This window comes from Sphingomonas sp. R86520 (assembly GCF_042466285.1).
In the GTDB taxonomy this organism is placed as follows: domain Bacteria; phylum Pseudomonadota; class Alphaproteobacteria; order Sphingomonadales; family Sphingomonadaceae; genus Sphingomonas.
Genome location: NZ_JAXHBZ010000001.1, coordinates 837284 through 858133 on the forward strand (window position 1 = coordinate 837284; position 20850 = coordinate 858133).

Consider the following 20850-nt stretch of genomic DNA (forward strand, 5'->3'; position numbering starts at 1 on the left):
GGGGAGAGGGCCGGGGTGAGGCGCTGTTGTAGAGGGCAGCGCTAGCGGCGCCCCTCACCCAACCCTCTCCCCATAGGGGAGAGGGCTAAGAACTCACCCCGCAGCCTTCGCCAACCCCTTCGACAACTGCAACGCCCCGTGCAGCCGCGCCTTCGGATCACCCCACGCCCGCTGCAACACCAGCTTGCTGTCCGGCCGCAACCGCGCAACCCCGTTCAGCCGCTCGACATAGGCCAGCAACTTGTCGATGTTCGGCGGCTTGTCGTCGTGGAACGACACCAGCACGCCCTTCGGCCCGACATCGATCTTCGACACGCACGCCTTCTTGGCGTTCAGCTTGATCTCGATGACCTTGATCAGGTTCTCGGTAGCATCGGGCAGCGGGCCGAAGCGGTCGATCATCTCAGCCGCGAACGCCTCGATCTCCTGGCTCTCGTCGAGATCGTTGAGGCGACGATACAGCCCCATCCGCAGGTCGAGATCGGGCACGTAATCCTCGGGGATGAGGATTGGCGCATCCACCGTGATCTGCGGCGAGAAATCGCGCGGCCGCGACGAGGTCATGCCGCCGGCCTTGGCGTCCATGATCGCCTCCTCCAGCATCGCCTGGTAGAGTTCGAACCCGACCTCCTTGATATGCCCGGTCTGCTCGTCGCCGAGCATGTTGCCAGCGCCGCGGATGTCGAGATCGTGGCTTGCCAGCTGGAAGCCAGCCCCCAGCGAATCGAGATCGGACAACACCTTCAGGCGCTTCTCGGCGGTCACCGTCATCTGCCGCTCGGGCGGCGTCACGAGATACGCGTACGCGCGCGTTTTCGAGCGACCGACGCGCCCGCGCAACTGGTACAGCTGGGCAAGGCCGAAGCGGTCAGCGCGGTGGACGATCATCGTGTTGGCGGAGGCGATGTCGATCCCGCTCTCGATGATCGTGGTCGAGACCAACACCTCGAACTTCTTGTCGTAGAACGCCGACATGCGCTCCTCGACCTCGGTCGGCGACATCTGGCCGTGCGCGACGACGAAGCGGATCTCGGGCACCTGTTCGCGCAGGAAATCCTCGATCTCGGGCAAGTCCGCAACCCGCGGCGTGACGACGAAGCTTTGCCCGCCACGATAATGCTCGCGCAGCAACGCTTCGCGCAGCACGACCGGATCGAACGGCATGATGTACGTTCGCACCGCCAGGCGATCGACCGGCGGGGTCTGGATCACCGACAGCTCGCGAATGCCCGACATCGCCATCTGCAGCGTGCGCGGGATCGGCGTCGCGGTCAGCGTCAGCATGTGGACGTCCGCCCGCAGCGCCTTCAACCGCTCCTTGTGCGTGACGCCGAAGCGCTGCTCCTCGTCAACCACGACCAGCCCGAGCCGCTTGAAGTCGATGTTCTTGGCGAGCAGCGCATGCGTGCCGATGACGACGTCGATCGTACCGTTCGCGAGCCCCTCCTTGGTCGCCTTCGCCTCGCTCGCGGTGACGAGCCGCGAGAGGCGGCCCATGTTCATCGGGAAGCCTTCGAAGCGGCTCACGAAGTTGTTGTAATGCTGGCGCGCGAGCAACGTCGTCGGGCAGACGATCGCGACCTGCTTACCGCCCATCGCCGCGACGAACGCAGCGCGCAACGCGACCTCGGTCTTGCCGAAGCCGACGTCGCCGACGACCAACCGATCCATCGGTTTGCCCGCGGCGAGATCGCCGAGCACGTCCTCGATCGCGCGGTCCTGGTCTTCGGTTTCCTCGTACGGGAAGCGGTCGACGAAGCTCGGGTAGCCGCTCGCATCGGGTTCGAGCACGTCGCCCGGATGCAGCGCGCGTTCGGCGGCGGTCGCGATGAGTTCGCCGGCGATCTCGCGGATCCGCTCCTTCATCTTCGACTTGCGACGCTGCCAGCCTTCGCCGCCGAGACGGTCGAGCGTCGCGCCTTCCTCGGACGAACCGTAGCGCGAGAGGACGTCGATGTTCTCGACCGGCACGTACAGCTTGTCGCCGCCGGCATAGCTGAGCGCGACGCAATCATGCGGGCTCTGGCCGACGGGGATCGAGGTCAGGCCCTCATACCGCCCGATACCGTGCTCGGTATGGACGACCAGATCGCCCGGCGTCAGCGTCGCGAGTTCGGCCAGGAACGCATCGGCGGATTTCTTGCGCTTCTTGCGGTGGACGAGGCGGTCGCCGAGCATGTCCTGCTCGGTGAGGACTGCGATCCCCGGGGCGGTGAAGCCGTGATCGAGCGGCAGGACGATCAGCGCGACGCCGAAGCTGCGCGCGGTGTCGGCGATGCCGAGCGCCTCCTGCCAGGTCTCGGCGTGCTTGCCGCCCTTCATGCCGTGGTCGGCGAGCAGGCTCCCCAAGCGTTCGCGTGCGCCGATCGAATAGCTGGCGAGGATCGGCTTCCGGCCCTGTTTCCGCAGCTTCTCGACGTGATCCGCGACGGCTTCGTAGATGTTCGTTTGCGCGGCACGCTCAGGACCGAAGTCGCGTGGGCCGTCGACGTCGAAGTCGAGCACGGTGTCGCTCGGCGGTTCGTGGAACGGCGAGGTGATGTGCGCGGCGAACGCCTCGACTCCGCCCGACCATTCCTGCGCGTCGAGATACAGCGCCTTGGCGGGCATCGGCCGATAGCTGCCGGGTTGAGCGGCCTCGGCGCGCTTGCGGTTCTCGTAATAGTCGGCGATCGATTCGAGCCGGCTTTCGACCGCCGCCGCGACGCCGCTATCGCGGACCACGACGTCGTCAGCGCCGAGATGGTCGAACAGCGTCGCCATCTTCTCCTCGAACAGCGGCAGCCAATGCTCCATGCCCGCGATCCGCCGGCCTTCGGAGATCGCCTGGTACATCGGATCGCCGGTCGCGGTCGCGCCGAACGCGTCCCGGTAGCGCGTGCGGAAGCGCTTGATCGAGTCCTCGTCGAGCAGCGCTTCGGAAGCGGGTAGCAGGACGAAGCCGTCGATCCGCCCGGTGGTGCGCTGGTCCGCCGCGTCGAACGTGCGGACGCTCTCGATCTCGTCGCCGAAGAAATCGAGGCGCAGCGCGTGGTCTTCGCCTGACGGGTAGAGATCGACGATCCCGCCGCGCACGGCGTACTCGCCCTGGTCGTGGACGGTGTCGGTGCGGACATAGCCGTTCGCCTGGAGCAGCATGGCGAGCTTGTCGCGGCCGATCCGTTCGCCGGGCGCGAGCCGCGCGACGAGCTGACGGATGCGGAACGGGGTGAGGACACGCTGCGTCGCGGCGTTGGCGGTGGTCAGCAGGAGCTGCGGACCCTTGGGCTTGCCCTGCAGCCGTTGCAGCGCGGCAACACGCTCGGCCATGATGCGGAGCGTCGGCGATGCGCGGTCGTAGGGAAGGCAGTCCCAGGCCGGGAAGCTCAGCACTTCGAGATCGGGCGCGAAATACGCCGCGGTCGAGGCGACCGCGCGCATCGCCGCATCGTCCGGCGCGATGAACACCGCGCGGGTCTTCGCGGCCCGAGCGAGGTCGGCGAGCAGCGACGGCTGGAAGCCGGACGGCACGCCCGACAGCGTCAGCGGGGTCGTCGCGGAAAGGATCGTTTTCAGGTCTGGCATTGGCTTCCTAAAGCCCTCTTCCCGTCGGGGAGAGGGTTGGGTGAGGGGCTGTTCCGGGCGCTGCGTCTGCGGCTGCCCCTCACCCCGACCCTCTCTCCGAAGGGGAGAGGGAGTATGTTACTTCACGACCGTCACGTAATCGATGTCGCGCATCGCCTGCATCATCGGCCCGTCCCACTCCGGCGGGCAGACGATCGAGCCGATCGCCCAGCCCATGATGTCGACGTCCTGTTCCTCGAGCAGCGCCTCGAACCAGTCGAGCTCTTCCGGCGTCCACGTCCGGCCATAGGTCGCGAAGAAGCCGCCGATCATCATGTCGGCCTCGCGCGTGCCGCGATGCGAGCTGCGGAAGCTCAGGCGCTTGAGGCGGGTCTCGTGGTCCATCGGAACTCCAAACACGAACGGCCGGCGACCGCGGGCGGGCATCCGGCAAAACACTTGCAGGGACCCGTAGCAGCGGACGTCGGCTAGGCTATAGAGGCCAGATAGTCATGCGACCCGAAATCCTCAATCCGCTGTTCGCCGAAACTCTCGTCCTGAAAGGGGTGGGGCCCGCGCTCGCCAAGCCGCTCGACCGGCTCGGGCTCGCGCGCGTCGTCGACGTGGCCTTCCATCTGCCGACCGGCTACGTCGATCGCCTGCCGCGCACCGAGCTGATGTCGAGCGACGCGGGGCGGATCATCGTGATCACGCTGACCGCGCGCGAGCACCGGGTGAGTTCGGGGCGGGGCCCGACGCGCGTGCAGGCGACCGACGTCCACGGCAATTACGTCAGCCTCGTCTTCTTCGGCGGGAGTTCGGGCTGGGCGAAGAAGCTGCTGCCGATCGGCGAGGCCAAGCGCGTATCCGGCCGGCTCGACGAATACGGCCAGGAACTGCAGATCGTGCACCCGGACATCGTCGAGGAGGGTGAAGAGCTTCGCGAGCGTGAGCCCATATACCCGCTGTCGGATGGTCTTACGTCGCGTCGGTTGGCGGCGCTGACCACGCAGGCGGTCGCGCGCGCGCCGGACCTGCTCGAGTGGATCGAGCCGGGGCTGAAGGCGAAACGCGAATGGCCGGGGTGGCACGAATCGCTGGCGCGCATCCACGCCGACCCCTCGGACGCGAAGGCACGCGAGCGGCTGGCGTATGACGAGGTGTTCGCGAATCAGTTGGCGATGACATTGGTCCGTGCCGACACGCGGAAACGGCGGGGGCGGGCTCTCCACGGCGACGGTCGGCTGCGCGACCTGCTGAAGCTGCCCTACACGCTGACCGGCGCGCAATCCCGCACGGTCGGCGAGATCGAGGGCGATCTCGCGCAGACCGCGCCGATGCTGCGGCTGCTGCAGGGCGATGTCGGCTCGGGCAAGACGCTGGTCGCGGCGATGGCGATGCTGATCGCGGTCGAGGCCGGCGCGCAGGCGGCGATGCTTGCACCCACCGAGATTCTTGCGCGCCAGCATTACGAGACGCTGCGGAAAACGCTCGCCGGCCTGCCGATCGAGATCGGCGTGCTCACCGGTCGCGACAAGGGGCGCGTGCGCGAGGCGACGCTGATGGCGCTGGCGAGCGGCGAGATCGACATCCTCGTCGGCACGCACGCGATCTTCCAGGACGCGGTCGGCTACAAGGATCTCGGCCTCGTGGTGGTGGACGAACAGCACCGCTTCGGCGTCGCGCAGCGGATGACGTTGCAGGCCAAGGGTGTCGCCCCGCCGCATCTACTCGCGATGACCGCAACGCCGATCCCGCGCACGCTGACGCTCGCCCAGTACGGCGAGATGGACGTCAGCCGCCTCGACGAGATGCCGCCCGGCCGCCAGCCGATCGAGACGCGCGTGATCTCCGAAGATCGGCTCGACGACGTGGTCAACGCGCTAGGCCGGCATCTCGCGGATGGTGGCCAGGCCTATTGGGTGTGCCCGCTCGTCGAGGAGAGCGAGAAGAGCGACCTCGCCGCCGCCGAGATGCGCGCCGAAACCTTACGCGCCCGCTTTGGCGACAAGGTCGCGCTGGTCCACGGCCGCATGAAGCCCGCCGAGAAGGACGCCGTCATGGCCGAGTTCTCCGCCGCCCGCACGGCCGTCCTCGTCGCCACCACCGTGATCGAAGTCGGCGTCGACGTCCCCAACGCGACGCTGATCGTGATCGAGCACGCCGACCGCTTCGGCCTCGCCCAGCTTCATCAGCTCCGCGGGCGGGTAGGGCGCGGCACCGGGCGGTCGATCTGCCTGCTGATGCGCGGCGCGTCGCTGAGCGAGACGTCCCGCGCGCGTCTCGCCTTGATGCGTGAGACCAATGACGGCTTCCGCATTGCCGAGGAGGACCTCCGCCTTCGCGGTGCCGGCGAGCTGCTCGGCACGAAGCAGTCGGGCGAGATGGCGTTCCGGCTCGCGACCCCGGACATGATGGCCGACCTGCTGCAATGCGCGCATGACGACGCACGCCTGTTGATCGATCGCGATGGCGGGCTGGAGGGGCCGCGAGGGCAGGCCGCCCGCACCGCCCTGTATCTGTTCGACCGCGACGCCGGAGTCGCGCTGCTCCGCTCGGGGTGAGCCGTCAGCTGATCCGGATCATAACCGCGAGCATCGTATAATAGTCGGCAAGCGGGATCGTGCGCGTGAACTCGCAGCCGATCCGATCGCCAAGCGACCAGCGTATGACCGCGTCGACATAGCCCAGGATCGGCAGGCGAATCCGTAGACGATCACCCGCGGAAAGGGCGCCGTCGCATCGTGCCATGAGGCCGTTGGCGGACATGTTGACCAACACCAGTTTCACCGTGCGGTCGTCGCCATCGAGCGCATCGGTGCGGTGCATCACCTCGTCGCGGGGCTCGCCGCGCGCATCGCGAACGGCCGTTGCGTAGCGTGGCATCGATCGTTCCCCCGGCAGAATCATCCCGACGGTTTAGCTAGCGCGGCCTGAACTTCATACGAACGGTAATACGCAGCGCGGCGCGCTTCGAAACGAGACTGCGTCCATTACGAGGGGGTTAGCATTCCATGCCGCTTCTTGCCGAGGCTGAGCCGGACGGGCGTCGCGACGTCGATGTTCGTCGCTGGCTCGCGGACGGCCTCGCCGTCGACTCGCACCGCGCCCTCCGCGATCTTCCGACGGGCCTCGCCGTTCGACGCGACGAAGCCGAGCCCGACCAAGGCCTCGACGATACCGATCGCGCCACCAGCAACGACGTAGCTCGGCAGCGAGTCGCCCGAAGCGCCTTCCTCGAAGGTCTTTCGCGCAGTCTCGGCGGCTTGTTCTGCTGCCTCACGGCCGCGACACATCGCGGTCGCTTCGTTGGCGAGGACGATCTTGGCGGCGTTGATCTCCGCACCTTCGAGTGCTTCCAGCCGCGCGATCTCGTCGAGCGGCAGGTCGGTGAACAGCTTCAGGAAGCGGCCGACGTCACGGTCGTCGGTGTTGCGCCAGAACTGCCAATAGTCGAAGTGCGGCAACTGGTCCTCGTGCAACCAGACCGCGCCCGACATCGTCTTGCCCATCTTGCCGCCGTCCGCGGTCGTGATCAGCGGGGTGGTCACGCCGTAGACCTCGGTCGAATCCATGCGGCGCGCGAGTTCGATGCCGTTGACGATGTTGCCCCACTGGTCCGAGCCGCCCATCTGCAGGCGGCACTCGGCGCGGCGCGACAGTTCGAGGAAATCGTACGCCTGGAGGATCATGTAGTTGAATTCGAGGAAGCTCAGCGACTGTTCGCGGTCGAGGCGGAGCTTGACCGAATCGAACGCGAGCATCCGGTTGACCGAGAAATGCTGGCCAACGTCGCGCAGGAACGGGATGTATTCGAGCGCGTCGAGCCACTCGGCATTGTCAAGCATGACCGCGTCGGTCGGGCCGTCACCGAAGGTCAGGAAGCGTTCGAAGATGCGGCGGATCGAGGCGACATTGGCCTTGATCCCGTCCTCGCCGAGCAGCTTGCGCGCTTCGTCCTTGAAGCTCGGATCGCCGATCTTGCCGGTGCCGCCGCCCATCAGGACGATCGGCTTGTGCCCGGTCTGCTGGAGCCGACGGAGCAGCATGATCTGGACCAGGCTGCCGACGTGGAGCGACGGCGCGGTCGGATCGAAGCCGATATAGCCGGGCACGATCTGCTTGCCGGCAAGCGCATCGAGCGCGCTCGCATCGGTCATCTGGTGGACATAGCCGCGCGAGGTCAGCGTGGTGAGCAGGTCGGACTGGTAGGTCATGGGAGGGCGACTAGCATGCGCCTCCCGGTCCGTCATCCCAACCTCTCCCGTCATCCCAGCGAAAGCTGGGATCTTCGTGGGGCGGTGAGGCGGCTCGAACCGGGAGATCCCAGCCTTCGCTGGGATGACGAGCGGGCGTGAGGTCGGTGGGGCGGCTTGAACCGGATATCCCAACTTTTGTCCGAAAGTCGTGACGTCATGCCCGTCATCCCAACGAACGCTGGAATCGTCGTGGGGCAAGTGCTGCGGCCCGGACCGTGATCCCAGCATTTTCTCCAAAAGCCGCAACCCCACTCCGTCATCCCAGCGAAAGCTGGGATCTCCGTGAGGCGAATGCTGTGGCCCGAACCGGGAGATCCCAGCTTTGCCTGGGCTGACAAGAGAAAGCGGTATGTTTCCGGTGGTTCAGCTTCGTGGCAGTTGCGAGGTCGGATCGACGGGCGTCCGCCCCTTGCGCAGTTCGAAATGCAGTTCCGGACGATCTGCGAAGCCGGTGTCGCCCGACAGCGCGATCGTCTGGCCGCGTTTCACGCTCTGGCCGCGTTGCACCAGCAGTTTCGACGCGTGGCCATAGACGCTCGTCCAGCCGCCGCCATGCTTGATGATGACCAGCCCGCCGAGCGCGGCAATACCGTCGCCGACATACGCGACGACGCCGTCCGCCGCCGCATGGATCGGGGTGGAGACCGGTACGGCGATCTTGATGCCGTCATTGCGTTCGCCGCTCGCGCCGTGGCCGAAGCGCTTCACGACCTTGCCATCGACCGGCCACAGGAACCCGCCGCTGGCGAGACGTGCGGGGGCAGTCACGACCGCATTCGACGGCAGCACGCGGCGCGGTGTCGCGATCGGTTTCGCCGGCGCCTGATTGCTGGCGAGCGCGGGTTCGCCGCCGGTCAGGATGTCGTCGATATCGAGCGTGAAGGCCTGCGCGCGTTCGGCCGCGCTGGGCGTGCCGCCACCGGGGGCTTCCGGAATCTGGATACGTTGGTCGGCGCGCAACACATAGGGCTCGACCAGCGCGTTGACCGACACGATCCGCGACCATTCGACGCCGTACGCGCGGGCGATCGCGATGCCGGTCTCGCCGCGGCGGACCTGGTGATAGCGGCCGCCGGGGATCGTCAGCCGCTGGCCCGCGCGGATCGTATAGGGCGCCGCGAGATCGTTCGCCCGCGCGATCGCTTCCATGCTGGCGCCGCTGCGATCGACGACGCGGCTGAGCGTGTCGCCTGGCTGGACGACATAGGTTGAGTCCTGGATGGTCCTCGCATCCGCGCTGACGGGTCGCGCTTCCCAGGCGGGGCGCGGGGCGGGCAGGGTGGTCACTTCGCCGGTATCGCGTCCGGGGACATCGCGCGGCGGGGCATCGTCCCGGCGAGGCGGCGGATCGTCCCGGCGAGGCGGCGGATCGTGGCGGCGGGGCGGATCGTTGCGCGGAGTATCACGATAGGGTCGGGGTGGCGGGCTGTCATAGCCTGCGGGACGATCGACGTGGGGGATGCACGCCGTCAGCGCGAGCGTGGCCACCGACACCAGAACTCCCGCCCGCCGCATCAACGATAGGCCTGCTGCAACATCGCCATCGATTCGAAATGCGTCAGGTCGAGATGCAGCGGCGTCACCGATATGAACCCATCGGCGACCGCTTCGAGATCGGTGGCATGCGCGGGCGTCTCGACCGCGCCGGCCAGCGCGAACCAGTGATACTCGTATCCGCGCGGATCGGTGTTCGTGACGATCTGCAGCCGGCCATAATCGCGCAGGCCCTGGCCGACGACCCGCACGCCCTTGACCGCGTCAGCCGGGCCGGCGGGGAAGTTGATGTTGACGAGCGTGCGCGGCGCGAGTGGCGCATCGAGCAGGGGGCGCAAGACGCGCTCGCCCCACGCCGCCGCGGCCTCGAACGGGACGCTGTCACCCATGCCCTCGCGGCTGTAGATCTGGCTCAGCGCGATTGAACGGACGCCGGCGAGCGCGCCCTCCATCGCTGCCGAGACGGTGCCCGAATAGGTGACGTCCTCGGCGAGGTTCGCGCCGCGGTTGACGCCCGACAGGATCAGGTCGGGCTGGCAGTCCTTCATGATCTTGGCGAGCGCCATCATCACCGCATCGGTCGGCGTGCCCGCGACGGCGTAGCGCTTCTCGCCGTGCTTGCGGACACGCAACGGCCGCGACAGCGTCAGCGAATGGCCGGCCCCCGACTGTTCCTCGGCGGGCGCGACCACCCAGATATCATCGGACAAGGTCTTTGCGATCGCCTCCAGAACTTTTAGGCCGGGCGCGTGGTAGCCGTCGTCGTTGGTGAGAAGGATCCGCATCAGCGCTTGGGCTCCAACAGGGTCAGGCCGCCCAGATACGGCTGGAGCACGGCAGGAACCGCAACCGAGCCGTCCTCTTGCTGGTAATTCTCCAACACCGCGACCAGCGTGCGGCCGACCGCGAGCGCGGAGCCGTTGAGCGTGTGGACGAACCGCGTGCCCTTCTCGCCCTCGGGCCGGTAGCGCGCGTTCATCCGGCGGGCCTGGAAGTCGGTGCAGGTCGAGACGCTGCTGATCTCGCGGTAGCGCGCCTGACCCGGCAGCCAGACTTCGAGATCGTAGGTGCGTGCCGCGGTGAAGCCCATATCGCCGGTGCATAGGAGCGTCCGCCTGAACGGTAGCTGCAACGCGTCAAGCACGCCTTCCGCGCATGCCGTCATCCGCTCATGCTCGGCCTCGGACATGTCGGGCGTGACGATCGAGACCATCTCGACTTTGTCGAACTGATGCTGGCGGATATAGCCGCGCGTATCGCGCCCCGCAGCGCCCGCCTCGGAGCGGAAGCACGGCGTCAGCGCGGTGAAGCGCAACGGCAGTTCGGCCTCGCTCAGGATCTGTTCGCGGACGATGTTGGTGAGGCTCACCTCCGCGGTCGGGATCAGCCAGCGACCATCGGTGGTGCGGAACAGATCCTCCGAGAATTTCGGCAACTGGCCGGTGCCGAACACCGCCTCGTCGCGGACGAGAAGCGGCGGCGAAACCTGTTCAAAGCCGGCCTCGGCGACGTGATCGAGCATGAACTGGCCAAGCGCGCGTTGCAGCCTGGCGGCAGGCCCGCGGACCAGCGTGAAGCGCGCGCCGGACATCGCCGCACCGGTCTCGAAATCGAGGCCGATCGCAGGACCGATCGCGTCGTGCTCGCGGGCGGTGAACGCGAACGTCGTGGGCGTACCGCGGGTGTGGACGAGCGCGTTGTCGTCCTCGCCGCCGCCCTCGGGCACGTCGGCGGCAGGAAGGTTGGGGATCGCGGCCAGCATGTCGGAGAGTTCGGCGCCAAGCCGCGCCTCGTCGGCTTCCAGCGTAGGCAGCGCCGCCTTCAAGCGCGCGACTTCGGCCATCAGCCCCTGTGCCTTGGCCTCGTCCTTATGCGCCTTGGCCTGACCGATCGCCTTCGACAGTTCGTTACGGCGGGTCTGCGCAGTCTGCGACTCGGCGATCGTCGCGCGGCGTTGCTCGTCGAGCGTCACGAGCGCTGCAGACTGCGGTGCAAAGCCTCGCTTGGCGAGGGCGGCGTCGAAGGCGGCGGGATCGTCGCGGATCAGGCGTATGTCGTGCATCGCGCAGGCTATGGCGAGGCCGACAGGCGGGCGCAAGGCGGCGGCACGCTGCTATCCTCGCCGTCACGGACGTGTGGCGAGGAAGGCGGGTTCGCAACCTCCCGCGCAGGCGGCGCGTTGACCCGTCACACGCACAGCGAAAAGGAGATATTGCATGCATCTTCCCCACAATTCCGTCGTGCTCGTCGCGGACGGCCGGAAAATGCTGTTCCTGCGCAACGAGGGTGACAACGAGTTCCCCAATCTCGTGGTGGAGGAAGCGCAGGAGCAGGAAAATCCCGCGACGCGAGACCAGGCAACGGATTCGGCCGGTCGCGCCTCGTCACCGCAAGGGGGCGTGCAAAGTTCGGTCGAACCGACCGACTTCCACCAGATCGAGGAAGATCGTTTTGCGGCCGACGCGGCCGAGATGCTGAAGAAGCGCGCGCTGGCGAACGATTTCGAGACGCTGATCATCATTGCGCCGCCGCGCACGCTCGGCGAGTTGCGCAAACACTATCACAAGGAAGTCAGCAGTCGCCTGGTCGGCGAACTCGACAAGGATCTGACCGGGCATCCGATCAAGGACATCGAAAAGGCGCTGAAGAACGCCTGATCGGCGGACGAAAAGGGCCCCGTCGGAGCAATCCGGCGGGGCCCTTTTTTTGTCCCGGGTTAGCCGCTCAGGCGGCGATAGACGCTGGTTTCGCGAACCGCTTCCTGGCTACCAGTGCCGCTGCGGCTGCGCCAAACAGCAAGACCATCGGCGGCGCCGGGACCGGCGCCGGCTGACCGCCACTCGACCCGGTGCTGCCGCTCGAGCTGGCGCTGCTGGCACTGCTGGTGCTGGCGCTGCTCGCGCTCGATCCGCTCGAACTTCCCGACGATGCGCTACTGCCCGACGACCCGGAGCTACCCGACGATCCGTTGGAGCTCCAACCGCCGGTCGAGTTCCAGCCGCCGCTCGATCCCCAGCCCTTGCTGCTCGATCCGTATCCGCTCGATCCGCCATGACCCGGCGTGCCGGGATCGCCGCCCGAAGAACTGCCACTGCTGGCAGAGGACGCGGACGAGGCAGACGAGGCGGACGATGCGCTGCTCGACGCCGAAGACACGTTGCCGCTGGACGAGGACGAGACGTTGCCGCTCGAGCCGCCCGAGGCGGACGAGACGTTGCCGCTCGAGCCGCCCGAGGCGGACGAGACGTTGCCGCTTGAGCCGCCCGAGGCGGACGAGACGTTGCCGCTGGACCCACCGGTCGACGAGGTGCTCGAGACATTCGCACCACCGGTGCTCGACGAGGAACCGCCGCTGCTGGTGGACGAACCGCCGCTGCTGGTCGACGAACCACCGGTGGACGTGGATCCGCCGCTCGAGGTCGACGAGATCACGATGCTGCCGCTGGAACCGCCGCCACCGAACCCTCCGCCGAAGCCGCCCCCGAATCCACCGAAGCCGCCGCCGAAAAATCCGCCGCTTCCACCGACCACTACTGGCGCGGGACCAGCACCGCCGCCGCCGATATAGCCGTCACCGACGGGGGTGGGCACCGGCACCGGCGCAGCATTCGCAACGGTCACGACCGTTGGTGCGCAGGTAGTGCGGGTGGTCGTGACGCGACGCACGTGAGGCCTGGAGACGGCCGCGATTTGCGGATGGGCAACGCGCTTGACGAGAATGCGCTTCGTGTTCGCGGTTCGCTTCGGACTTTCGGCGACGTGCACGGCACCGCCCCCGATCAGGGCGCCTCCACATGCGCAGGCGCATAACTTGGCCAAGGCCATCCTCACCGACATATCGTCACTCTCTCGTTGCCGGCACCGTCGTGTTGCCGGATCCCCGTTCACAGCGTTAGTCTGCTGCTATCCGACTAACTGCAAAACAAAGCGTTAAGTGCAAGTAGGTTAACCATGTTCAATATGGTTAAACGCAGATTTACTCAAGCGCGAGCACCGAAGTCACGTTTAACGTGCCGTGCTGGGACAGAAGTTGGCAGCTTCAACCGTAACCTGCGGCGTATCGAGTCGGTTCGGGACCAGCGGAACGCGAACTGGCGAACTCGCAACAAAATGTCGGAACGATGCCGGAATGCGCAAGTCGCATCGCTTGTGGTCGTCGACGCGTAAGACTATAGGCGCTTTCACCATTTGGGGGCGGTCCCTGGAAATCAGCGACGCTGATCCGACGGGGCCAGAGGGAGAGTGGTATGGCGACCGTGATGAATCGTTTTGACGACACCGGCAGTTTCCAGCGTGAGGCCGCTAACGACAGCGGCGGTGAAGGCTATCGTCCCGATGCGGACGAACCCTTCATGAGCTTGAAGCAGCAGGCCTATTTCCGTGGAAAGCTTCAGGACTGGAAGGAATCGATCCTTCGTGAGTCGCAGGAGACGCTGTCCCAGTTGCAGGTCGACTCGTTGCGAGAGGCGGATCTTACCGATCGCGCATCGAGCGAGACAGATTGGTCGATCGAACTCAGAACGCGCGATCGGCAACGCAAACTCGTTTCCAAGATCGAGGCCGCGATTCGCCGGATCGACGAAGGCGAGTATGGCTATTGCGAAGTGACCGGCGAGCCGATCAGCCTGGCACGGCTCGAGGCGCGACCGATCGCGACGATGACCGTCGAGGCGCAGGAACGCCACGAGCGGAACGAGAAGGTGTCGCGAGAGGATTGATCGAAGGCGCGGCGTCGCTTCGGCGGCGCCGGATGCGGTCGTCCCGGCGGCATCGATTGGCGCGTGGCCGACCAGGGGTGTGGCCTCGGCTCGTTCCTCCAGTGTTCGATAATATCGGAACCCGAACGTGACGAACTATGACGACAGCGGAACGGATGGGTCCGAGGGCCGGCGCGAGCGTGCTCGGGACAGCCTGTTTCTCACGGCGTCGCTGCGGCTGGGATTGGATGCTTCGCCGCGGGACGTCCGGGTGCGCAACTTGTCCGAGGGCGGGCTGATGGTCGAACTCGCCAAGGTCGTCGATGTCGGTACGCCGGTGACGATCGACCTGAACGGTATCGGTGAGATCGCGGGTAAGGTCGCGTGGTGCACGGAAGGCCGTATCGGTATCGCGCTCGATACGCTGATCGATCCGAAAAAGGCGCGTAAGCCGGTCGGGGCGGCCAAGACCGCGGCTGCGACGCCATTCCACGCAAGGGCGCCGGATCGACGGTGATCGACAGGGTGCTTCCCGGACAATGCCCGGGAAGCGGCTCCGATCGTTACAGGCTGACGATCTCTTCCTTCAGGCGCAGCTTCTGTTTCTTCAATCCGGCCAGGATGGTCGGGTCGGGCATCGGCCGGTGGGCCTCGTCTGCAATACGCTGATCGAGTACGGCGTGCTTGGTTTCCAGGGCTGTCTGATGGGTCGTCTGCACGGTGGGATACCTCCTGCATTCGGGTTGGGGAACGGACTAAACCACTGGGACATGAAAATGTCTTCACCGGAAAACGATCGAATCGATTGATCGAGCGATTTGGTGCGATGGACCGATCGCATCTGTCGGCATTCGCGCGGGCCATCCGATCGCGAGAAATAAGCGTGCGACATGTTTCATGTTCGCGCGGCACGACGCATGCGCTAAAGATGCGGCACATGGCGGTATGAACCGGGGGACGAGTGGACGACGCGCAAACCAGGGTTCGATTGGATACCATGCGGATAGAGCATCGCGATCTCGACGACGCGATCGCTGCACTGGCGCTGGCCTCGACACCGGATCAACTCCAGATGGCGCGCCTGAAGAAGCGAAAGCTGCGTCTGCGCGACGAGATCGCGTCGTTGGAAGACTATCTGATACCCGACATTATCGCCTGAAACCTGTAACTTAACGGGATTTGAGGGCTGACTGACGCATTTCGGGACACGCCGTGGTAAACGGTTGGTTTACCGTACTGGGCGCGCCGGTGGAGATATGCCATCGATGCCCGGGATGACCCAGACCGGACTTGGATCGCGGATGCAGCCGCGCCTTCTCGATGCGCTTTATAGCGAGGCTATGCTGCTGGCGGACGAGGCCCGGGCCTATTTCGATGAGGTTGGCAGGGTCGAGCGCGAGGCGCTGGATCCATTGATCCGCGTGAGCTTCAGTTGCGAATCGCTGAAAGTTACCACCCGGCTGATGCACATCATCGCCTGGCTGCTGACACAGCGCGCGGTTCAGTGCGGCGAGCTCCGACCCAATGATGCGCTCGATCCCGCGCGCAGGCTGGGCGCTGCACCGATCACCGAGGCGGGCCTGCTCGCCATGCTGCCGACCAAGGCACGCAACATGATCGAGGCGAGCACGAATCTCCATCGGCGGGTCGCATTGCTGGACGATGCACTGGACATGCCCGTACTGGGCGCAAGTCCGGTCCTGTCGATGTACAGGCGGCTTCAGGACGCGTTCTGAGCGCCGCATCGCGGCGTAAGTTCGGGGAAGAAGAAAAACGGCAATGGTCGGGGCGATAGGATTCGAACCTACGACCCCTGGACCCCGAGACCAGTGCGCTACCAGACTGCGCCACGCCCCGACAACATTGCCGGTGAGCCCACTAGCCGCGACATGGATTCCGATCAAGACAAATATCGGCGGTGATCATCAGTGGCTATCGGCGTCGTCGCGCGTCTATCGCGCACGCGGCGGCACTGCTAGGAGCGCGCCATGACTCCGCTCGACCGCATCCGCAATTTCTCCATCATCGCCCATATCGACCATGGCAAGTCGACGCTCGCCGACCGGCTGATCCAGGAAACTGGCGGCCTGACCGCACGCGAAATGTCCGAGCAGGTGCTCGACAACATGGACATCGAGAAGGAGCGCGGGATCACGATCAAGGCGCAGACCGTGCGGCTTGCGTATCACGCCAAGGACGGCCTCGATTACGTCCTCAACCTGATGGACACGCCGGGGCACGTCGACTTCGCCTATGAGGTGAGCCGCAGCCTCGCCGCGTGCGAAGGCGCGCTGCTGGTCGTGGATGCTGCGCAGGGCGTCGAGGCGCAGACGCTCGCCAACGTGTACCAGTCGATCGAGCACGACCACGAGATCGTGCCGGTGATCAACAAGATCGATCTGCCAGCTGCCGAGCCCGAGAAGGTTCGCAAGGAGATCGAGGACGTGATCGGTATCGATGCGTCGGAGGCGGTGCTCGCGTCGGCGAAGTCGGGGATCGGCATCGTTGAAATCCTCGAGGCGATCGTCACCAAGATCCCGCCGCCGAAGGGCGATCCCGAGGCGCCGCTCAAGGCGATGCTGGTCGACAGCTGGTACGATCCGTATCTCGGCGTCGTCATTCTGGTGCGGGTGATCGACGGGGTCCTGAAGAAGGGCCAGCAGATCAAGTTCATGCAGACCGGGACGATGCATCTGGTCGACCGGGTCGGCTGTTTCCGCCCGAAGATCGAGCAGCTGACCGAACTCGGCACCGGCGAGATGGGCTTCATCACCGCGCAGATCAAAGAGGTCGCGCAGACCCGCGTCGGCGACACCATCACCGATGCGAAGCGGCCTGCACTGGAGGCGCTGGCGGGCTTCAAGGAAGTTCAGCCGGTCGTGTTCTGCGGCATGTTCCCGGTCGATGCCGCCGAGTTCGAGAAATTGCGCGAGAGCATTTCGAAGTTGCGGTTGAACGATGCGAGCTTCACGTTCGAGATGGAGACGTCGGCGGCGTTGGGCTTCGGCTTCCGCTGCGGGTTCCTCGGGCTGTTGCACCTCGAGATCATCCAGGAGCGCCTGACCCGCGAGTACGACCTCGACCTGATCACCACGGCGCCGTCGGTGGTGTACGAGATCGAGCTGGCGCATAACGGCGGTCATCTCGAATTGCACAATCCGGCCGACATGCCCGACCCGACCAAGATCGCGTCGATCGCCGAGCCGTGGATCGAGGCGACGATCTACGTCCCCGACGAATATCTCGGCAGCATCCTGAAGCTGTGCCAGGATCGCCGCGGTATCCAGAAGAACCTGACCTATGTCGGCGGCCGCGCGCAGGCGACCTACGAACTCCCGCTGAACGAAGTTGTCTTTGATTTCTACAACCGCCTTAAATCCCTCTCCAAGGGCTATGCGAGCTTCGATTATCACCAGATCGGCTACCGCGAGGGCGACCTCGTCAAGATGGGTATCCTGGTCAACGAGGAGCCGGTCGACGCGCTGAGCATGATCGTTCACCGCGGCACCGCCGAAGTGCGCGGTCGCGGTATGGTCGAGCGGCTGAAAGAGTTGATCCCGCGCCATCTGTTCAAGATCCCGATCCAGGCGGCGATCGGCGGCAAGGTGATCGCGCGCGAGACGATCAGCGCGATGCGCAAGGACGTGACCGCGAAATGCTATGGCGGCGACGCCAGCCGCAAGAAGAAGCTTCTGGAAAAGCAGAAGAAGGGCAAGCTGAAGATGCGCGAATATGGCTCGGTCAGCATCCCGCAAGAGGCGTTCATCGCCGCGCTCCGGATGGGCGACGACGCGTAGGCGCGCAAGGTAAGCAGCGTAGTAGCTTAGCCGCGACAAGCGCCGAGCCGGACGGCGACCGGCCGAGCTTGTACTTGGTCGCGTCGTCCGACGACGCGGCTTCGCTGCGGCGCGACTGCGTTTGGGAACAGGTCGCTCAGGCGCAGGCGCTCTAAGCTAAGCTTCCACCGCAACGACCCCAGTGCAGGCTAGGTTGTTTGCGAGGCGCGTGCTCGGCTCAATCGGGAAGATACCAGCTTTCGCTGGCATGACGGGGTAAGCTCTACCTGTCGCCATCGGCAAATATGTCGCACCGTGTTTCAGACCCGCGTTCGCAAGACCGTCCCGTCACCAACTGTCATCATACCAACACAATCCCCGCTTAACCGCCGGATCGGGGAGTGAGCGTCGTGGGGCGTTGTCGGGCCGTCCAGGGAGGGCGGTCGATGGCGTATAGCGGCGTTGCGTATTGGGATGTGCGGCGGGTCGTCAGGGACGACCACGCACTATTGGGGAATATCATCTTGAAGATTTCGGTCGTTAAGTCGGCGCTGATGCTCGGCGTCGCGTGTGGTTCGATGCTGGGCGGGTCTGCCGCGTTCGCGCAGGCTGCGCCTGTTCAAGAGCAAGCCGCTCCAGAGGACGGCCTGGGCGACATCGTCGTCACCGCAGAGCGGCGCTCGGAGAACTTGCAGAAGGTGCCGCTGTCGGTCGGCGTCGCGTCGGGCGATGACCTCCGGACGTATACCTCGGGCGGCGACGACACGTTGCTCGCGCTGTCGGGCCGCGTACCCGGCCTGTACGTCGAGACGACGACCGGCCGCATCTTCCCTCGCTTCTACATCCGCGGTCTCGGCAACATCGATTTCTACCTCGGCGCATCGCAGCCGGTCACGATCATCCAGGATGACGTGATCCTCGAGCACGTCGTGCTGAAGTCGAACCCGGTCTACGACGTCCGCCAGGTCGAAGTGCTCCGCGGGCCGCAGGGTTCGCTGTTCGGGCGCAACACGACCGCCGGCATCATCAAGTTCGACACGAACAAGCCGACCAACAATTTCGAGAGCCGCGCCACCGCGTCGGTCGGGTCGTATAACAGCGTCAGCCTGGACGCCGGTGTCGGTGGTCCGCTGATCAAGGACCTGTTGTCGATCCGCCTCTCGACGCTGATCCAGCACCGCGAGAACTATATCGACAACCGCTTTGCGGGCGTCAGCCAGGACAGCACGGCGACCCCGCGCAAGGACGCGATGGGCGGCTTCGACGATCGCAACGTGCGCGTTCAATTGATGCTGACGCCGAGCCAGGGCTTCACGCTGGACGTGTCGGGTCACGCCCGCTGGTATGACGGCACCTCGACCCTGTTCCACCGCGCCGCGCTCAAAAAGGGTTCGAACGACGTCTCGGGCGAGCCGCGCAACAGCGTTTCGCTCGACGAGGGTAACGACAACCCGCAGAGCTACAACACCTATGGCGGCTCCGTCCGCGCGACCTACGACTTTGGTCCCGCCGCGCTGACCTCGATCACTGCGTACGAGACGACGTCGGGCTTCAGCCGCGGCGATACCGACGGCGGTGCCGCGGCGAACTTCCCGGTTGGCGGCCAGCCTAATGGCTTCGGCGAATCGCAGGGCCAGATCCGCGATCTGGATCAATGGTCGCAGGAACTGCGCGTGGCGGGGACGCCTGGTGGCAAGTTCAATTGGCAGTTCGGCGGGCTGTATTTCGATACGCGCGACGTCACCGATTTCTACCAGCGGGCCTATTTCCTGACCACGCCGCAGCGCAACCCGAACAACTGGGTGCGCCTGCATGACGTCAACACGTCCTGGGCAGGCTTTGGCCAGATCAGCTACGAGATCGCGCCGAAGCTGACGATCACGGCCGGCGGCCGCATCACCGAGGACAAGAAGCGTACGCAGCTTCTGAAGACTGCCAATTCGGTGTCCAACGGCGTCACCTACAAGGGCCGCACCGACGTCACGCTGAAGGCCACCAAGCCGAGCTGGGATGCGAGCGTCCTGTATCAGGTGAACCCGGACATCAGCCTGTATTCGCGCGTCGCCGAAGGCTTCCGCGGACCGACGATCCAGGGCCGTTCGGCGGTGTTCAACTCCGACTTCACGACTGCCAATTCGGAGACGATCCTGTCGTGGGAGACGGGCATCAAAACACGCCTGCTCGACAACACGCTGACCCTGAACGCGACCGTGTTCGGCTACCGCGTCAAGGACATCCAGCTCAACGGCAACGACGTGAACGGCAACGGCGTGCTGTTCAACGCCGACAAGGCCGAGGCGTATGGCATGGAAGCCGAGGCGAACTGGAAGCCGGTGCCGAACCTGACGCTGGGGGCGGGCCTCAGCCTGCTGCACAGCGCGATCCGCGACAAGCGCGTCTATGCGCAGGTTTGCGCGCTGAACGGCGTGGTGGTCTGCACGGTCGAGGATCCGACGATCAAGGTCGGCACCAACGTGTTCGCCCAGATCGACGGCGAGCCGCTGCCGAATGCGCCCGAGTATAATGTCGACCTGACCGCACGCTACGACCAGCCGCTGGGCAATGGCGGTCACGCGTTCATCGCGGGCGACTTCAACATCCAGGGCTATACGCAGTTCGTGCTGTACAAGACCAAGGAGTTCACCGCGAACGGCAACTTCGAAGGCGGTCTGAAGATCGGCTATGCGGCGCCGAACGATGCCTATGAACTGGCGGTGTTCGCGCGCAACATCACCGGCGAAAAGAACCTGAAGGGTGTGATCGAGAACTACATGGCGGCGGTGTTCAACGAACCGCGGATCATCGGCGTTTCGCTCAGCGGCAAGTTCCGCTGATCGGCTGACCTTCCCCTCTCCTTATGCGGGAGGGGCCGGGGGTGGGCGGTCGCTATCGCCAGGTGCAGCGTGTGTTCTGACCTAGAGCCCACCCCTCGGTCCCCTCCCGCATGCGGGAGGGGATGCAGTGACTTTCAGGCCCGTTCCTGACGCTTGCGTGACGCATTTTTCAGCAGCGTCCGTCGGTAACGGACTGTAGCGACGTGAAATGTAATTTGCCGTTTTCCTTTAGTCGGTTGATACGAAC

Annotated in this window: 17 protein-coding genes, 1 tRNA gene and 2 pseudogenes; 10 read left to right on the forward strand and 10 right to left on the reverse strand. The window is 65.5% G+C overall.

The window, feature by feature from the left end:
• Positions 1-93 precede the first annotated feature (93 nt).
• Together mfd and SJY41_RS04065 are read right to left on the reverse strand one after the other, a co-directional pair.
• Positions 94-3564: a transcription-repair coupling factor gene (gene mfd / locus SJY41_RS04060; protein WP_380779279.1), complete on the reverse strand. Its 3471-nt coding sequence runs from the start codon at positions 3562-3564 to the stop codon at positions 94-96.
• Between the two features lie 117 nt (positions 3565-3681).
• Complete coding sequence (locus SJY41_RS04065) at positions 3682-3948, reverse strand: succinate dehydrogenase assembly factor 2 (protein WP_380779280.1); 267 nt, start codon at positions 3946-3948, stop codon at positions 3682-3684.
• A 107-nt stretch (positions 3949-4055) separates the two neighbouring features.
• Between SJY41_RS04065 and recG the strand changes: the two genes are divergently transcribed.
• A complete protein-coding gene (gene recG / locus SJY41_RS04070; protein WP_380779282.1) occupies positions 4056-6107 on the forward strand; it encodes an ATP-dependent DNA helicase RecG in 2052 nt (683 codons plus the stop codon).
• A gap of 4 nt (positions 6108-6111) precedes the next feature.
• Here recG and SJY41_RS04075 read toward each other — a convergent pair whose 3' ends face one another.
• From SJY41_RS04075 to serS, 6 genes and pseudogenes are all read right to left on the reverse strand, one after another.
• Positions 6112-6429: a PilZ domain-containing protein gene (locus SJY41_RS04075; RefSeq protein WP_380779284.1), complete on the reverse strand. Its 318-nt coding sequence runs from the start codon at positions 6427-6429 to the stop codon at positions 6112-6114.
• A 107-nt stretch (positions 6430-6536) separates the two neighbouring features.
• Positions 6537-7760 carry a tyrosine--tRNA ligase gene (gene tyrS, locus SJY41_RS04080; RefSeq protein WP_380779286.1) on the reverse strand — a complete coding sequence of 408 codons (1224 nt, stop codon included), beginning with the start codon at positions 7758-7760 and terminating at the stop codon, positions 6537-6539.
• 405 nt (positions 7761-8165) lie between these two features.
• Positions 8166-8804: pseudogene (locus SJY41_RS04085) on the reverse strand (murein hydrolase activator EnvC family protein); the annotation flags it as partial.
• A 132-nt stretch (positions 8805-8936) separates the two neighbouring features.
• Positions 8937-9317, reverse strand: a pseudogene (locus tag SJY41_RS04090) (hypothetical protein); the annotation flags it as partial.
• The gene (surE, locus tag SJY41_RS04095; RefSeq protein ID WP_380779288.1) at positions 9317-10081 is read right to left on the reverse strand and encodes a 5'/3'-nucleotidase SurE; all 765 of its coding nucleotides are present in this window, start codon (positions 10079-10081) and stop codon (positions 9317-9319) included. The pseudogene SJY41_RS04090 and the gene surE, both read right to left, overlap by 1 nt.
• Entirely contained in the window at positions 10081-11358 is a 1278-nt protein-coding gene (gene serS, locus SJY41_RS04100) for a serine--tRNA ligase (protein WP_380779290.1), read from the reverse strand. The genes surE and serS overlap by 1 nt, the downstream gene beginning before the upstream one ends.
• 154 nt (positions 11359-11512) lie before the next feature.
• Between serS and SJY41_RS04105 the strand changes: the two genes are divergently transcribed.
• From SJY41_RS04105 to SJY41_RS04125, 5 genes are all read left to right on the forward strand, one after another.
• Positions 11513-11953, forward strand: a complete 441-nt coding sequence (locus SJY41_RS04105) for a host attachment family protein (RefSeq protein WP_380779292.1) — start codon at positions 11513-11515, stop codon at positions 11951-11953.
• A 191-nt stretch (positions 11954-12144) separates the two neighbouring features.
• A complete protein-coding gene (locus tag SJY41_RS04110; RefSeq protein ID WP_380779294.1) occupies positions 12145-12351 on the forward strand; it encodes a hypothetical protein in 207 nt (68 codons plus the stop codon).
• A gap of 6 nt (positions 12352-12357) precedes the next feature.
• Complete coding sequence (locus SJY41_RS04115) at positions 12358-12864, forward strand: hypothetical protein (protein ID WP_380779296.1); 507 nt, start codon at positions 12358-12360, stop codon at positions 12862-12864.
• A 679-nt stretch (positions 12865-13543) separates the two neighbouring features.
• Positions 13544-14014, forward strand: a complete 471-nt coding sequence (dksA, locus tag SJY41_RS04120; RefSeq protein ID WP_380779299.1) for an RNA polymerase-binding protein DksA — start codon at positions 13544-13546, stop codon at positions 14012-14014.
• 127 nt (positions 14015-14141) lie between these two features.
• The gene (locus SJY41_RS04125; protein ID WP_380779300.1) at positions 14142-14510 is read left to right on the forward strand and encodes a PilZ domain-containing protein; all 369 of its coding nucleotides are present in this window, start codon (positions 14142-14144) and stop codon (positions 14508-14510) included.
• Between the two features lie 46 nt (positions 14511-14556).
• Here the strand turns inward: SJY41_RS04125 and SJY41_RS04130 are convergent, their stop codons facing one another.
• A complete protein-coding gene (locus SJY41_RS04130; RefSeq protein ID WP_380779302.1) occupies positions 14557-14712 on the reverse strand; it encodes a YdcH family protein in 156 nt (51 codons plus the stop codon).
• Positions 14713-14990: 278 nt separating this feature from the next.
• Between SJY41_RS04130 and SJY41_RS04135 the strand changes: the two genes are divergently transcribed.
• Both SJY41_RS04135 and SJY41_RS04140 read left to right on the forward strand, forming a co-directional pair.
• On the forward strand, positions 14991-15152 hold the full coding sequence (locus SJY41_RS04135; protein ID WP_380784052.1) for a DUF465 domain-containing protein: 162 nt from the start codon (positions 14991-14993) through the stop codon (positions 15150-15152).
• Positions 15153-15267: 115 nt separating this feature from the next.
• Positions 15268-15729, forward strand: coding sequence for a DUF1465 family protein (locus SJY41_RS04140; RefSeq protein ID WP_380779304.1), 462 nt, complete (start codon positions 15268-15270; stop codon positions 15727-15729).
• A gap of 44 nt (positions 15730-15773) precedes the next feature.
• Here SJY41_RS04140 and SJY41_RS04145 read toward each other — a convergent pair.
• Positions 15774-15850, reverse strand: a tRNA-Pro gene (locus tag SJY41_RS04145).
• A 131-nt stretch (positions 15851-15981) separates the two neighbouring features.
• Between SJY41_RS04145 and lepA the strand changes: the two genes are divergently transcribed.
• Positions 15982-17790, forward strand: a complete 1809-nt coding sequence (gene lepA / locus SJY41_RS04150; protein ID WP_380779306.1) for a translation elongation factor 4 — start codon at positions 15982-15984, stop codon at positions 17788-17790.
• Positions 17791-18323: 533 nt separating this feature from the next.
• Complete coding sequence (locus SJY41_RS04155) at positions 18324-20603, forward strand: TonB-dependent receptor (RefSeq protein WP_380784053.1); 2280 nt, start codon at positions 18324-18326, stop codon at positions 20601-20603.
• Positions 20604-20850: the final 247 nt, after the last annotated feature.